General features: G+C 64.1%; 10 protein-coding genes. 5 read left to right on the top strand and 5 right to left on the bottom strand.

Features of this window, described 5'->3' with window-relative positions; genetic code table 11:
• The first annotated feature begins 146 nt into the window (after window positions 1–146).
• A complete protein-coding gene (locus K1X11_RS05735) occupies window positions 147–1,082 on the top strand; it encodes a helix-turn-helix transcriptional regulator (RefSeq protein WP_324726115.1) in 936 nt (311 codons plus the stop codon).
• 158 nt (window positions 1,083–1,240) lie between these two features.
• On the opposite strand, the gene K1X11_RS05740 is transcribed toward K1X11_RS05735, so the two are convergent.
• From K1X11_RS05740 to K1X11_RS05760, 5 genes are all read right to left on the bottom strand, one after another.
• On the bottom strand, window positions 1,241–2,587 hold the full coding sequence (locus K1X11_RS05740) for an MFS transporter (protein ID WP_221033142.1): 1,347 nt from the start codon (window positions 2,585–2,587) through the stop codon (window positions 1,241–1,243).
• Entirely contained in the window at window positions 2,584–4,218 is a 1,635-nt protein-coding gene (gene malQ, locus K1X11_RS05745) for a 4-alpha-glucanotransferase (RefSeq protein WP_221033143.1), read from the bottom strand. The genes K1X11_RS05740 and malQ overlap by 4 nt, the downstream gene beginning before the upstream one ends.
• A 161-nt stretch (window positions 4,219–4,379) precedes the next feature.
• Window positions 4,380–7,118 carry a TonB-dependent receptor gene (locus tag K1X11_RS05750; protein ID WP_221033144.1) on the bottom strand — a complete coding sequence of 913 codons (2,739 nt, stop codon included), beginning with the start codon at window positions 7,116–7,118 and terminating at the stop codon, window positions 4,380–4,382.
• Between the two features lie 415 nt (window positions 7,119–7,533).
• Entirely contained in the window at window positions 7,534–8,925 is a 1,392-nt protein-coding gene (locus K1X11_RS05755; RefSeq protein WP_221033145.1) for an alpha-amylase family glycosyl hydrolase, read from the bottom strand.
• A 222-nt stretch (window positions 8,926–9,147) separates the two neighbouring features.
• A complete protein-coding gene (locus K1X11_RS05760) occupies window positions 9,148–10,230 on the bottom strand; it encodes a hypothetical protein (protein ID WP_221033146.1) in 1,083 nt (360 codons plus the stop codon).
• 101 nt (window positions 10,231–10,331) lie between these two features.
• Here K1X11_RS05760 and K1X11_RS05765 point away from each other — a divergent pair, with 101 nt between their 5' ends.
• From K1X11_RS05765 to K1X11_RS05780, 4 genes are all read left to right on the top strand, one after another.
• Window positions 10,332–11,567: an amidohydrolase family protein gene (locus tag K1X11_RS05765; protein WP_221033147.1), complete on the top strand. Its 1,236-nt coding sequence runs from the start codon at window positions 10,332–10,334 to the stop codon at window positions 11,565–11,567.
• A gap of 11 nt (window positions 11,568–11,578) precedes the next feature.
• On the top strand, window positions 11,579–12,769 hold the full coding sequence (locus K1X11_RS05770) for a class I SAM-dependent methyltransferase (protein WP_221033148.1): 1,191 nt from the start codon (window positions 11,579–11,581) through the stop codon (window positions 12,767–12,769).
• 33 nt (window positions 12,770–12,802) lie between these two features.
• Window positions 12,803–13,813 carry a small ribosomal subunit Rsm22 family protein gene (locus K1X11_RS05775; RefSeq protein WP_221033149.1) on the top strand — a complete coding sequence of 337 codons (1,011 nt, stop codon included), beginning with the start codon at window positions 12,803–12,805 and terminating at the stop codon, window positions 13,811–13,813.
• A 187-nt stretch (window positions 13,814–14,000) separates the two neighbouring features.
• Window positions 14,001–14,666: an ABC transporter ATP-binding protein gene (locus K1X11_RS05780; protein ID WP_221033150.1), complete on the top strand. Its 666-nt coding sequence runs from the start codon at window positions 14,001–14,003 to the stop codon at window positions 14,664–14,666.
• The last annotated feature ends 303 nt before the right edge of the window (window positions 14,667–14,969 follow it).

The raw sequence follows: 14,969 nt of genomic DNA on the forward strand, positions 1-14,969 counted from the left end.
CCTTTGGCAAATCGACAGCGCTGCGACAGCCCCCCTCGGTCGCGGAAATGTCCTCCCTCCAAACCCCTTAGTTACCCATGAAAGAGCGACAAGTCTTAGCTGGCTCGTGCCCCGGCAAACCCCTTGATCTCCACGCCCGCGCTGAAATGCGGGAGCTTTTCGCCCAGAGCATTCTCGCTGCCGATCGCCAACGTCTGCGCCTGCGCATCCCTCGAGCCGAGGGCCTGCTGCTTAAGCGCAAGGACATGCACTTCCATTTCCGGCCCGAGATTTTTGTGCAGATTCACGGCAGCACCACGTTCCGTTTTCCCAAGGAGGAATTCACCCTCAACCCCGGAGAGATGCTCATCGTGCCGGCCGGTCTGCCGCACGGCGAAACCATCTTTCGCGATGACTTCGGCAAGTTCCGCAACCTCGTCGTCGGGTTCTACAGCCACACCCTCTCGCTGCACTTCGCGCACGAGGTTGCCCCCGGCCGCCCCGACATCGAGACGATCGAGTTTTTTGAGGCGCCGGAGTTGGAATCGTTGGTGGGCCTCACCAATCAGCTCGTGAGCACCTTCCACATGAACACGCCCGCCCGCGACGCCGTTCTCAAGGGCCTCACCATGGCGGTGCTCGGCACGTTCCAAAACCTCGTCGAAACCGGCGGCGGGTCGCTCGAAGGCGACATCGGCAAGGTGCTGCAGACGAAGTGGATCGTCCGCGAGCAGTTCTCCAACCCCAACCTCAACGTGAAGACGATCGCCGAGCGTCTGCAGTGCTCACCCGATTACCTTTCACACCTCTTCCACACCGAGACCGGCGAGAAGCTCATTCACTACATCCAGCGCGTGCGCATCGACGGTGCGGTGCTGGCGCTGGAAACCACCCCGCTCTACGTTTCCGAAATCGCCTACGCGTCCGGCTTCTCCGATCCGGCCTACTTCGCGCGGGTCTTCAAAAAACACCGCGGCGAATCGCCCGCCGACTTCCGCGAACGCCTCGATAAAGAGCGCCGCAACCAGGAAGAGCGTCCCAAGACGATCTACTACGACCGCGTCGACTTCACCGCCGGCGCCCCCGTCAAAGCCGGGGCGTAGCACAAACGTAGTGCCGGCTTCAGCCGGCATTCTGCGATTCCCCGAGTGGCAGGGTTAGCGCGAGTAAACTCGCGGCCTACAGTCCGGTTTCGCACACGCACTGTAGGCCGCGACCTTGGTCGCGCTAACGCCGGATCGGAACATCGCTCGCCTGTCCCTCACCCCGCCCCCTGCTCGCCTTCCGCATCGGCGTGCGGCACGAGCACCATGAGCAACACGGCCGCCAGCACGAGCGACGCGCCACCGGTCATCACCGCCGGCATGGCGCGCCCGTCGAAAAACCAGCCCACGACCTTGCCCATCACGGCCGAGGCCAGGATCTGCGGCAGCACCACGAAGTAGTTAAACACGCCCATGTAAAACCCCATGCGGGACGGCGGCAGCACGTTGGCCAACATCGCATAGGGCAGCGCCAGGATGCTCGCCCACGCCACGCCCACCAACAACATCGAGGCCAGCAACGGCGTTGAGCTGTTCCACAGGCCCGCGCTCAGCAGGCCGAGTCCGCCCAGCGTGAGACACAGGGCATGCACACCGCGGGCGGAGAATTTTTTGACCAGCGCGACCAGCAAAAACGCGAAGCCAAACGCCACGCCGTTGTAGACCGAAAAGCACAACCCCGCCCATTCGATGCCATCCTGATAGGCCGCACTACCGGGCTCCCCACCAAAGATCGTGCGACCAATCGCCGGCGCAAAATAGATCCACATGCAGAACAGCCCGAACCAGGTAAAAAACTGCACCACCGCGAGGCGCTGCATGAGCTTCGGCATGCCGACAAATCCACCCAAAATTTCCTTCACCGCATGCTTCACGCCCGCCGTGCGTTTCCGCTCCGCCTCGAAGGCCGCCATGTCCGCCGGCGGATGCTCTTTCGTGGTGACGATGGTATAAACCACCGCCGCGATAAATACGACCGCGCCGATGTAGAACGAGAGGTGCACCGACCACGGGATGCGGGAAACTTCCGCGCTCGCGCTCCCCGCGCCGCTCGCTTCGCCGACGCCAAACACGTTGGTCAACAACCACGGCAGCGACGAGGACGCCACCGCGCCCAAGCCGATCAATACACTCTGCATGGCGTAACCGACCTTGCGTTGCTCCGGCGGCAGCATGTCGCCCACGAAGGCCCGGAACGGCTCCATGCTGATGTTCACCGACGCATCCAGAATCCACAGCAGCCCCGCCGCCATCCACAGCGCCGACGCATTGGGCATGGCGACCAGCGCCAGACTCGCAAGGATCGCGCCGACCAAAAAATACGGCCGACGTCGCCCGAGCCGTGTCCAGGTGCGATCGCTGTAGTAGCCGATGATGGGCTGCACCACCAACCCCGTCACCGGGGCCGCCAGCCACAGGATGGCCAGCTCACTCTCCTCGGCGCCGAGGAACTGGTAGATGGCGCTCATGTTGGCCATCTGCAGCCCCCAGCCAAACTGGATGCCCAGAAACCCAAAACTCATGTTCCAGATCGCGGGCAGAGAGAGACGTGGCGGGTGTTTCATGAGAGGGACGGGGTGGTGCTGCTGATTACGACGGCAGACTCGGAGCTTGGCAACGCGGTCAACTCACCGGGCGGCGCGCTGTAGTCTCGTTGCCGCGGATCGCCGTCGCGATCAAACAGCCGGTGCCAGTGCCGCAGGGTTTCTCCATGTTTGCGGACCAGCTGATCGAGTTGGCCCTTTTGGAAACGCCAACGCCAGTTGTCCTCCATCGTGCCGGGGCGATTCATGCGCGCACTCGAAGGCAGATCCAACAGGTCCTGGATCGGCACAATCGCCAGCCGCGCCACTGACGCAAACGCGGCCCGCAACAGCGGCCAGGCCGTATTGGATTCGCCGATACCAAAATACTCCGCCACCGGCTCGCGCGCTTCCGCATCGAGATGCTCCAGCCAGCCGCGCGTGGTGTCGTTGTCGTGCGTGCCGGTGTAGACCACCGTCTCCGCCGGATAGAAGTGAGGCAGGTTCACGTTGTTGTCATCGTGGCCGTAGCCAAACTGCAGAATTTTCATCCCGGGCAGGCCCACCGCCCGGCGCAGCTCGGCCACCCCGGCGTTGATGTAGCCCAGATCCTCCGCAATGAGGCGCACCTCCGGCAGCGCCGCAGCGATGGCTTCAAAAAACGGCAGTCCCGGACCGTCGCGCCAGACCCCGCCGCGCGCATCGGGCGCGCCCGCCGGAATCTCCCAAAAGGTGTGAAAGCCGCGGAAGTGATCGAGCCGCACGATGTCGCACATCGCGAAGGCCGCGCGCAGGCGCTCGATCCACCAGGCATAGCCGGTCTCGGCCTGTTGCGCCCAGTTGTAGAGCGGATTGCCCCAGCATTGGCCGCGGTCGGAAAAGTAGTCGGGCGGCACCCCGGCGATGGCTTCGGGGCGGCCCCGTTCGTCGAGCCGAAACACCTCACGCCAGCGCCAGGTGTCGGCGCTGTCCATCGCCACGAAGATCGGCACATCACCGATAATGGCGACACCGCGCGCGGCCGCGTAGGTGCGCAGCGCCTCCCATTGGCGGAAGAAAAGAAACTGGCAGAAACGCTGGTGCGCGGCGTCCTCGGCGGCCGGGGCCGGCAAGCGTGCTTCGATGCCCGGTTGCCAGTCGCGCCAGGTGGTGAGCCACAGCGTCCAGGCGTGGCCGCCGAAGTGGTTCTTGAGCGCCATAAAGGCGGCATAGGACGGCAGCCACTCGGAGTGCGTGGCTTCGAATTCGGCCAACGCCGACGCCCCGCCCCACGGCGCATCTTCACCGCGGGCCAGAAAACGCTCGTGAGCCCGCGCGAGGAGCGTGCCAAAACGTTCGTAAAGGGTGCCGTAGTCAACGGCGTGCGCGGGCAGCGCCCGCAGCGGAGCCAGTTCGTCCGCCGTCAGTAGCCCCTCCGCCTCCAATTCACCGAGGTCGATGAAGTAGGGGTTACCGGCGAAACTGGAAAAGGATTGGTAAGGCGAATCGCCAAAGCCGGTCGGGCCGGCTGGGCAGATTTGCCAGTGCTGAAACCCCGTGTCGGCCAGGAAGTCGACAAAGGCGCGGGCGCCTGTGCCCAGATTTCCGATACCAAACGCGCCGGGCAGCGCCGAGAGCGGTGCCAGCACGCCGGAGGACCGGCAGCGCAGCCAAGTGGGACGGGAAGCGTTCACGGGAGTCTGAAAAGAGGTTGAGTCGAAAAGGGAGCCAGCTCGCGCCAAGCGCTGAGCCGCGACCGCTCCCCGTCGCCGCGTCACCGTCAACGGGGACGGTTGCGCGGGCATCAAGGACAGGGAGCGGTTTGGTTCAGTAGCGGTTCAGGTGTGACCGCAGCTCAGAAGCGGTAGGCGAAACCGAGGGAGTAGGACGCGCCGTATTCCTGGAAGTTGATCACCTGGCGCGGGTCGTCGTTGTTGTAGGTGACGAGCGGCTCATTGGTGAGGTTGTAGGCTTGCAGGAAGAGCGAGAGACCTTCGGCCGGACCGCTTTGCAGCGTGTAGCTAACCTGCGCATCCATGACCGACTCCGGCTGGGCGACCGAGAAGCCGCCGTTGGGATTCACGTCACCACCGGGATTGGGCGGACCAAAGGTGGTGATGTATTGGCGATTCTCGGAACGGTAGCGGTTGCTCACGCGGGCGGAGAAACCACCGCGCTCGTAGTAAACCGTGAGGTTGGCGACGTGGCGGGAGAGACCAGCGATCGGCGCATCACCACCATCGGGGCCCCAGGGCTGCACGCTGCTGTCGGTGTAGGCACCGCCGAGCACGAGACCGAAGCCGCGGAAGTTCGGGTTAATCATCTCCGAGGCGAGCGAGAGCGTGAACTCGAGTCCGCGCACGTTGCCGCCCTCGCCGTTCACCGGCTGGGAAATGATACCGTAATCGAGCGACGGCATCACGCCGCCGGGGACCGGGTAGCTGGAGAAGTCCGCCACATCCTGCTGCTCGTAGATGTAGTTTTTGAGGTCCTTGTTGAAGGCCGCGACCGCGAGGTAACCCCGGTTCTGGCTGAAGTATTTTTCAATGGAGAGGTCGATCGAGTCGCTCTTCCACGGCTTCAGCTGCGAGTTGCCGCCGCCACCACTCCACGGGCTCTGGGACGGATCAGTCGAGTCGACCTTGGAGCCATCGAAGCCCCAGCTACGGGAGGCACGCATGTCATACATGCGGGGACGGGCGATCTGACGCGCGACGCTGAAGCGCACGTAGAGGTTGTTCCCGAAATCGAAGTTCAGGTTCAGGCTCGGCGCGAAGTCCGTGTAGGTGTCGCCGTCGGTGACCGCGTTGAGGGAGTTACCATTGGCGGAACGACCTTCGGAGGACTGGTCGGTGTGGACGATACGGCCACCGATGTTGCCGGTGACATCGACATTACCGAGCTTGGTCTCGAAGGTGCCCACGCCGTAGAGCTGGCTCACCTTTTCACGGATCATAAAACGATTGGCCACGATGCCGGTGTCGGTGTTGGGCGTGAAGCCCCAGACGCCATTTTCGAAAGAGGCCAACGGATCGTAGGCATAGACCTCACCGAGACCGAGGAAACCGAGATCGGTGGTGCCGACCTGCGGCGGCAGCGGCAGCGTAATTTGGCTGGCGCTGGGCGAGTGGATGTAGCCGGAGGGATCTTCACCGTCGCGCTTGTAGCGGTCGGTGTAGCTGGCGCCGATCTTCACGTTGGTGAACAGCCCGTCCATGGCGTGCTCGGTGGAGAGCTGGAGCTGGCCGAGCTCGTCCTTGGAGCGGAAGCCCTTGTAGTAACCATACATGCCATTGCCCGGCAGCGTGTCGGGTCCCCACCCTTGCGGGTCGGTCAGACGCAGCACCGAACCATCGGCGTAGTCGAGCGAGGAGGTAATAGTCGGGATCTGGCCTGGCACGAGCTGGATGCGCATGGTGTCGGGCGTCGTAGCGTTTCCGCGGATACCGAGGCCGGACCAGGTCTCAAGATTGATGTCGTCGCGCACCACGCGGGAGTAGCTGGCGTCGAAGGTGACGGGCCAGGTGGAGTCTTCGCCCAGCACCACGTTCCAGCCGATCGCGATCGGCTCGGCGTCGCGGTCAAACACATCGTTACGCACGACGGGCTGCACGTTGGTCATGGTGGCGTCGGTGTAGAGGCCATCCTCCACCGTCGGCGTGCCCTGCATCGCCGCGCCACTCCAGATGAGCGGGATCTCCATGCCGCGGAGCAATTGGCGCTCGTTGAACTGGGAGGCAAAGACGTCGAAGGTCGTGTGGAAGTTGTCGTTCGGCTGATATTCGATGGTCGCCATCACGCCGTCACGATCGAGCACACTGTTGCGGGCGTAGGACTTGGTGCCGCCCAAACCATAGTTGCCGTCTCCATCCTGTGGATACCCCCACGCCTGGAACTGCTCGCCGGCGAAGGGTTTGCTGGAATGCGAAAAGCCGACGGCGACACCGAGGGTGCCCTCTTCGTTCTGGTCGATGTAGGACACGCTGAAGCGGTTGCCGGTGGCGCTGACGCCCGGGGTGAGTTTGCCGAGCTGGTTCCACTCGTAGTAGCCGTTGAGGGCGATCACGCGACCGGTGCGGCTGAGCGGACGGATTGTCTGCAGATCGATGGTGCCCGCGAGGCCCTGACCGATGAGATCGGCCTCGGCGGTTTTGTAGACGACCACCGAGTTGAGCAGATCGGCCGGGTATTGGTCGAACTCGACAGCGCGGTTCAAGCCGGTCGAAACCTGTTCGCGGCCATTGAGCAGGCCGGTGGAGAAATCACCGGTGAGACCGCGAATGCTTATCGCCTGGCTGCGACCGTTGGTGCGTTGGGTGGTGAGACCGGTGAGGCGCGTGAGCGCGTCGGCGATCGAAATGTCGGGGAGTTTGCCGATGTCTTCCGAGGCGATGACTTCGGCGATGATTTTTTGATCCTGCTTGATCAACGCAGCGGCGGCGAGACTGCCGGCAAAACCGGTGGTGACTTCGAAGGCGTCCATCACAACGACGTCTTTATCTTCGTCGTTGGTCGCCTGGCCAAAACCAGGCGCGCTGATGCCCAGGGAAAGGGCGACCGTCAGCGCAAGTTTGGAACGGAGGTGGGTATGCATGGTTCGTAGTGTTGATGTCCTAAGAAAGAAGAGCGCGCGGACTGACTTACCGGGCCGGGGGCTTTCAAGCTGAGGGGTTGGGTAGGGGTTCACGCGCTATTCGCGTTGCTTGATCCAAACGTGCGCTTCACGCGCCATTTCGCCACCGCCAAACCCTCGGATAAACTGATATGAACAGGACAAAACTTCGGTCCACCGGTTTCCGTATCCGTGGAATAACTACTTTTCCCCGGGGCGCTTGAGGGATCGCCCTCGGTTCCGTCAGGGTGCCCCAAGTTTTGTCCTGATCAGGCATCGTGGAGCAGCGCGTCGCCCTGCCCCGCCGCGTCCAACCTTGCCAACGACACCACAAAAAAGGGCGGCCCTGCTTACGGGCCGCCCAATCGGGATCCAACTAACAGACTAAATTCGAAACCTATTCGCTCACCAGCACCAGGTAGCCCCACGCCGGCAGGGCAAGCGAGACGCTGCCCTTCAGCGTGTGCGTCGCACCGCCGAAGACATCCTGCCAGGTGCCGGCCAGTGCCGGAGCAGCGGCATCGAAAGTCACGGGGGCGTCACTCAGGTTGAGAAAACCCACCACCTTCTCACCGGTCGCATCTTCGCGCAGCAGTGCATAGATTGACTCGTTGGCCGTGGTGCCGATCCGGGTCATGCCGGTGCCGGTGTGCAGTGCCGGGTGATCGCGGCGCAGCTGGTTGAGGGTGCGATAAAACCCCGCCAGCGGATGCGGCCGCCACGCGATGGGATCGCGCTCAAAAAACTCCAGACGCTTCGCCATGCCAGCTTCCTGACCGTTGTAGATGAGCGGTATACCGTCGAAGAGATAGGTGAGCACCGCAAAGGTCTCCACGCCCCCGCCCAAACGCTCCTGCACGGTGCCCTGCCAGGAGTTTTCATCGTGGTTGGTAGTATAGTAAATCAGGGCGCCGTCGTCCGGAAAACGCACCTGCGTGCGGGCCAGTTGATCGTCGAGGTGCGAGGCCCCGTGTTCGCCGGCCGCGACCGTGTTGATGACGTGCATCATGCCGAACGAATAGGAGGCGTTGAAGGCATGCAGCTGGTGTTGCGGCACCTCCGACTCGGAGAGCATAAAAAAGTCCGGCTTCGCCTCGCGCAGACGACGCCCGGCTTCGTTCCAGAAGGCCGTGGGCACACCCGTCGCGTAGTCGCAGCGGTAACCGTCGATACCGGCGACCTCCACCCAGTAGAGCATGTCGGCAATGGCCGCATCCCACGTGGCGTGGTTTTCGTAATCGAGCTGGATGACATCGGTCCAATCGAAGCCGAACGGCGGCACAAACTCACCGGCCTCGTTGGTGGCGTAATACTCGGGGTGCGACGACGTCCAAGGGTGATCCCACGCGGTGTGGTTGCCCACCCAATCCATCACCACTCGCATACCCATGGCCTGCGCGGCTTTGACCAAGCGCACGAAGTCGGCCTCGGTGCCAAACTCCGGGTTGATGCCGCGATAGTCGGCGATCGAATAATAGCTCCCCAGCGGGCCCTTCCGGTTGATCTCTCCGATCGGATGCACCGGCATAAACCAGAGGATGCCAACCCCGAGGTCGCGAATGCGCGCCAAGTCGGCCTCGACCGCCGCGAAGGTGCCGGCCTCGGAATACTGGCGCACGTTGATTTCGTAAATCGTCTCGGCCCGCACCCAGTCCGGCACGCCGAGGGCGGGTTGACCTTGGCAGACTTCCAGCGGCTCGGGTTTAAAATCAGCCGCCAGCGGCACCGACGACAAAACCGCGGCTACGGCGAAACGAAGAGAGAGGGTAAAGCGGCGCAAAGGGATCATGGTTCGCAGGGGTTGTTGCTTCCCTCACCATCCACGCCCGACGCGCCGGGGCCACCGGATTCGTGAGGACAGAGCCACGCTCAGCCGGACAATTCTTTGCCTGACGACGTTGCTTATTCGCCCGCGTCAGACCGCGATGCGTGCCCACAAAAAAGCCGGGGACACTTGGAGTATCCCCGGCGATCTAGGCGCGAGCTTCGGCGTTGAGCGTCTGCCGTGAGCTCACTCCGAGCTCGGCGCCTGATAGGAATAGTGGAACTTGCCCGACACGAACTGGCCGTTTTTCACCGCCGGCACAAAGGGCACCGTGGCAAACGACTTCGCCACCGCATTGAGATACTTGTCGGGAATGCCCGGGCCGGGCTGCACGACCACGTTGGTCGCCTTACCCGTCTCGTCGATTTCTGCATCGAGCTCAAACGCGGTCACGCCGATCCGCGCGAGCAACGAATCGAGCAAAGGCGGCCCCACCAGCATCGGACCCGCTTCGCCCTTGGCGAACTCCCGTTGGCGCACGTTCTTGTAGTAGTCGACCTTCACCATCCAGGTCTTGGGATTGTTTGGCACCATCGCGCGCAGCAGACCCTCGAGTTCGGCAAACACCTGGTCGATATCCGACGTGAGCAAACCGGGTTTACTCGTCATCAGAACGCCATGCCGGTTGATCAAGGCATAACCCGGCGTCGGGTCCGGCACGTAGTCGGCGATTTCCACCAACCGATTTTGTTCACTGCGGTTCATCACCAACCACGGCATGCCGAGGCTCTCCGCCAAGCCGATCTGGTCGGCCAAGGTGTGCCGCACGCCCACGAACAGGACTTCAAAATCGTCACCATACTTTTCCGCCAACGCATTGTAGGGATCGATCGCCGCTCGAAACAGTTCCCGCGCATTGCCGCCCGCTTCCACGTAGAGCACGAGCAGCAATTCCGGCTCCGGCCGATCGGAGAGATCGACATCCTGCAGCTTGCCGTCGATCACCCGCTGCACGCGTCCGAGCAGCTCCTTCGAAATCTGGCTTTCGCCATTCGCCCAGACCGGGGCGCGCTCCGGCAGCTTCCGCAGGCCTTGGTCAAATCGATAGGCATCCTCCGGCCGCAGGAACGGCAACGGGAGTCGTTTGCCGCGTTTGCGTCCGGGTTTGAACAGCGCCAGCGGTCCGACGAGACCCGCCGGGTCGCCGGAAAACTTTTCGCCTTGGGTATCTACCCAGTCTTCCGCCTGCGCGGCGGGCAGCACGAGGGAGGAAGCCAGGACCGCAGCAGCCAGCAAGCTCCTCATGGAGAGTCGAGAGGGGGTAATCATAAGCATAAGGGGGTTAGGGTCGGCCACAGGCTCCGGAGAAATCGCCCTGAAGGCAAACCCCGGAAGTTGTCGCGGCACGTCATTTGCAGCATGTTCAGCACATGCCGACTCTGCGCGATTGCATCCTCCTTCACGGGCCCGACCTCAACCCGATCCATTGTAAAACTTTTGCCTGGCAGGACGATCACGTCACCGAAATCGCCGTGGGCGACCCTGCGCCTACGCTCCCTGCGCCGTCGCTCGTCGTCATTCCTGGCCTCTACAACGGCCACACCCATGTCGGCGACGGTGCCCTGCCCGACGGCGCCGCCGGCCTCACGCTCGAAGAGGGTTTCTTTCGCCCCCACGGCTACAAATACCGCGAACTCGGCAAACTCACGCCGGCCGAGCTTCGCGAACACATGACCAACACGCTGCAGTTTATGGCGCGCACCGGCACCGTCGCCCACCTCGACTTCCGCGAACAAGGCGCCGAGGGCGCGCAACTCCTCCGCGAAGCCAGCAACAACACCGGCATCGACTCCATCATCCTCAACCAGTTCAACGAGTCGCCCTTCGACGAAGCCACGCTCGACGCCGGCACCGCTTCCCTGCCCGCCTCAGCCTTGGCCGAGCTCGAGGCCATGCTCGCGATCGCCGACGGCTTCTCCGAGAGCACGATGAACGATCTCACCCCGCGCGCCTGGCGCGAGATTCGCGAACGCACCGCCGCCACCGGCCAGCTCCGCGCCATCCATTGCTTGGAGAATCCGGCCTATCGCGACATCTCGATGCGCCGCAACGGCCGCGGTGACCTCGCCCGCGCGCTCGATACAACCGATTACGACGCCGACTTGATCGTCCACCTCACCCTCGCCAACGCTGCCGAGATCAAACTTATGGCCGAGTCCGGCCGCACCGCCGCCCTCAATCCCCGCGCCAACGCCACCCTCGGCCTACCGTTGCCTCCGGTCACCGCCCTGCTCGACGCCGGCGCCCGCCTTCTGCTCGGCACCGACAACGTCATGCTCACCCCGCCCAACCTCTTCGCCGAGCTCGACTTCACCCACCGCCTCGCCCGCTCCCAGGCCACCGAAGCCCGCCCTTCCGTGCCGCCCCCCGTCGACATTCTGCGCATGGTCACCTCCAACATTCGCCCGCTCCTCGGCGGCGACCACTACGGCTACCTCGACGTCGGCCTGCCCGCCTCCTTCGTCGTGCTCGACTTCACCGCCCCTCACCTCCGCCACACCCGCAACCTGCTCGCCTCCATCGTCGGTCGCGTCGGCACGGCCGACATTTTGGCCACCTATCACCGCGGACGGGAACTCTGGCGTTCCGCCGAACTTTCCTTCTGAGTGCCGGGCGCATGTCCCAACTCCCGCCTCGCGAACGTTTTCTCACCGCTCTCCGCCAAGCCGTCGCCGACGACGCCCTCGTCAAACTGACCCTCGGCCATCCGTCCCCCGACGCCGACCCGACGCTGCGCAATCTCTTCGTTCGCCCGGTCGCCCTCAAAGCCGGCCCGCACCTGAGTTTCGTCACCCGCCACGAGACGCGCGACCTGACCAAAAACCACCCGCCCGAGGCCGCGCTCGCCGAGATCGAGCACCTGCTCGGCTTCACCTTTCTCGACGCCCATCTCTTCACGCCCGCGCAGACGGTGCAGTTCACCACCGCCCCCAACGGCCGCTGCCGCGTCAAGTTCCAGCTGGCCGACAGCGCCCCGCCCGCCCCCAGCGCCCGCCACGACAAACAAAAGTCCCGCCTCGTCGACACCCACGCCGGCTGGCTGCAGGACCTCGGCGTCACTTCGCCCGAAGGCCAGCCGCGCCCAGGCATGGCAGCCAAGTATCGCCAGATCCAAAAGTTCGCCGAAACGCTCTCCCATCTCCTCACCACCGCCGGACTGATCGACGGCTCCGCCCTGCGCGTGGCCGACATGGGGGCCGGCAAGGGTTACCTCACCTTCGCCACCGCCGCCCTCCTCGGTCCCACCGCCCGCGTCACCGGCATCGAGCGCCGTAATGACCTCGTGGATACCTGCAACCGCGTCGCCCGCGCCCACGAACTCACCGGCCTCAGCTTCACCGCCGGCGACATCAACAGCGCCGCCGCCGATCTCACCGAGCTCGACGTGCTCATCGCCCTGCACGCCTGCGACACCGCCACCGACGACGCCCTCGCCGCCGGTATCCGCGCCGGCGCTGCCCTGCTGGTCGTCTCGCCCTGCTGCCAAAAGGAACTGCGCCCGCAACTCACCGCCCCGCCCGTGCTCGCCCCCGCGCTGCGCCACGGCATCTTCCAGGAACGCCACACCGAGTTTGTCACCGACGCCATGCGCGCCCTCCTCCTCGAAGCCGTCGGCTTTGAAACGAAAGTATTCGAGTTCGTTTCCACCGAGCACACCGCCCGCAATGTCATGCTCGCCGCTTGGCGCAGTCCCGAGGCCTCCCGCGTGCCCCGCCCCGCCGCCGTGCAACGCGTCCGCGAGTTCGCCGCCTTCTACGGCATCAGCGACCACGCCCTCGCCCGTCACCTCGATATCCCCCTCGGGTAAATCGAGTATCTAAAATCGAAATTCGAAAATCCCGTGACTTGGGACGAACTCGACTGGTCCATCCTCGATCGCCTGCGCGACGGTTTCCTTTCCGGCGGCGCCGCGGCCGGGCCGTATTGGCAATCCCATGACGACCTCGCCCATTACGATCACACTTACGCCGAACGCATCGGTTGGAAGTGGGATCACGTGCTCGGCGAACTCCAGCGTCGCGGTTGGACGCCCCCGCCCGGCCATCTGCTCGATTGGGGCTGCGGCTCCGGCATCGCCACCCGCCGCGTGCTCGCCCACTGGCCCGACGCCGTGAGTCCGGACCACGCCGCCCACTTCTTCGACCACTCCACCCTCGCCGAGAGTTTTGCCCAGTCGCGCCTGCGCGAAACCCATCCGAATATCGCCGCCCAATCCTGGGACCGCAGCGCCGCCCCCCTCGGCACCGTGCTCATCAGTCACGTGCTCAACGAACTCGATGAGGACAGCGCGACCGAACTGCGCGAAACCCTCGCCCACGCCTCTGCCGTCATCTGGGTGGAGCCCGGCACCTCGACCGTGGCCGGCCAACTCGTCCGCTGGCGCGAAAACCTGCTCCCGGACTTTCGCGTCCTCTATCCGTGCCCGCACCAAGGCGCCTGTGGCATGCTCGCGCCCGGCAACGCCCGCCATTGGTGTCACCATTTCGCGCCGCCGCCTCCCTGGATCTTCGGCGATTCCAACTGGGTAAAGTTTGGCCAAGGCGCCGGCATCGATCTGCGCAGCCTGCCCTACAGCGCCCTCGTCCTCGAACGCGCCGATCGACCCGCCACCGCCGCCCCCTTGCCCTCCGACGCCGGCCGCATCATCGGTCGCCCCGAACGGTTTAAACCCTACGCCCGTCTCCTCGGCTGCGATACCACCGGCCTGCCCGAACTCACCCTGCCCAAACGCAGCCACGCCCACCTCATCAAACGCCTCGACCGCGCCGACGCCCCTCGCCTCTTCCGCTGGCAACACGACGGCTCCACCATCAGCCGCGCCGAACCACTCCACCCCGCGAGCGAAACTTGAAACTTCGCGTCCCATTATTGGGAATACCCATTGCCAACTTCGCGGCACTTGCCCGCCCCGCCACCCGATCTCCACCATCACAACTTAGCCCCCACCCGCAGCTTACGTCCGCCCCCTTCAACTGGCACACGACCTGATTACACGGTCCCTTCTTTCACCCTTCTCACTTCACCCTTCACCATTCCCCATGATTTCCCTCCGCGGACTCGAACGTGTCTATCGCCTCAAGGGCGGCCCCTTTTACGCCCTGCGCAACATCAACCTCGAAATCGCGGCCGGCGACTTCGTCTCGATCATGGGTCCCTCCGGTTCCGGCAAGTCCACGCTCCTGCACGCCCTCGGTCTGCACGACAGCGCCTGGGAGGGTGAATACTGGTTCGACGACGCCCCCGTCCATAAGCTCAACCAGAAGCAACGTTTCGCCCTGCAAAAGCAGAACATCGGTTTCGTCTTCCAAAGCTACCACCTGCTCGACGACCTCACTGTTTACGAAAACCTCGAGGTGCCACTCTCCTACCGCGACACCCCGCGCAAGGATCGCGAGTCCATCGTCTGCGACATGCTTGATCGCTTCCGCATCGTCGGCAAACGCGACCTCTACCCCAGCCAGCTTTCCGGCGGCCAACAACAACTCGTCGGCATCGCCCGCGCGCTCATCGCGAATCCGCGCATCATCCTTGCCGACGAACCGACCGGCAACCTCCACTCCGACCAAGGGGCCGAGATCATGGAGCTCTTCAAGAAGCTCAACCAGGAGGACGGCGTGACCATCGTTCAGGTCACCCACTCCAACGACAACGCCGCCTACGGCTCCCGCACCGTCCGCCTCGCCGACGGCATGATGGTGGGTTGATACCAGTCCCGGTGTGTAGCAGCGGCCGTCTCGGCCGCTCCGCCCTCAGGAGGTCTGCGTCCTCCCCGTCCCACCGGTGGACGCGGACGTCCCGGCCGCGTCGCCCCTGCCTCTCCACCGCCCCCACATCCCGTCGCGCCGCCTCTCGCGCCCGTCCCAAAATCGGGACGCCCCTTTCCCGACCGCGACGACCGCCCGTCACCGCCCGAAAGCCCCGTAATTCTTTCCTCCTACGCTGCAGCCACTTACGCCACCCCACCACCATTTGGCACAGGCACTGCATAAACCGACGCATCATCAATT

This window comes from Actomonas aquatica, from assembly GCF_019679435.2.
Taxonomy (GTDB): Bacteria; Verrucomicrobiota; Verrucomicrobiia; order Opitutales; family Opitutaceae; genus Actomonas; species Actomonas aquatica.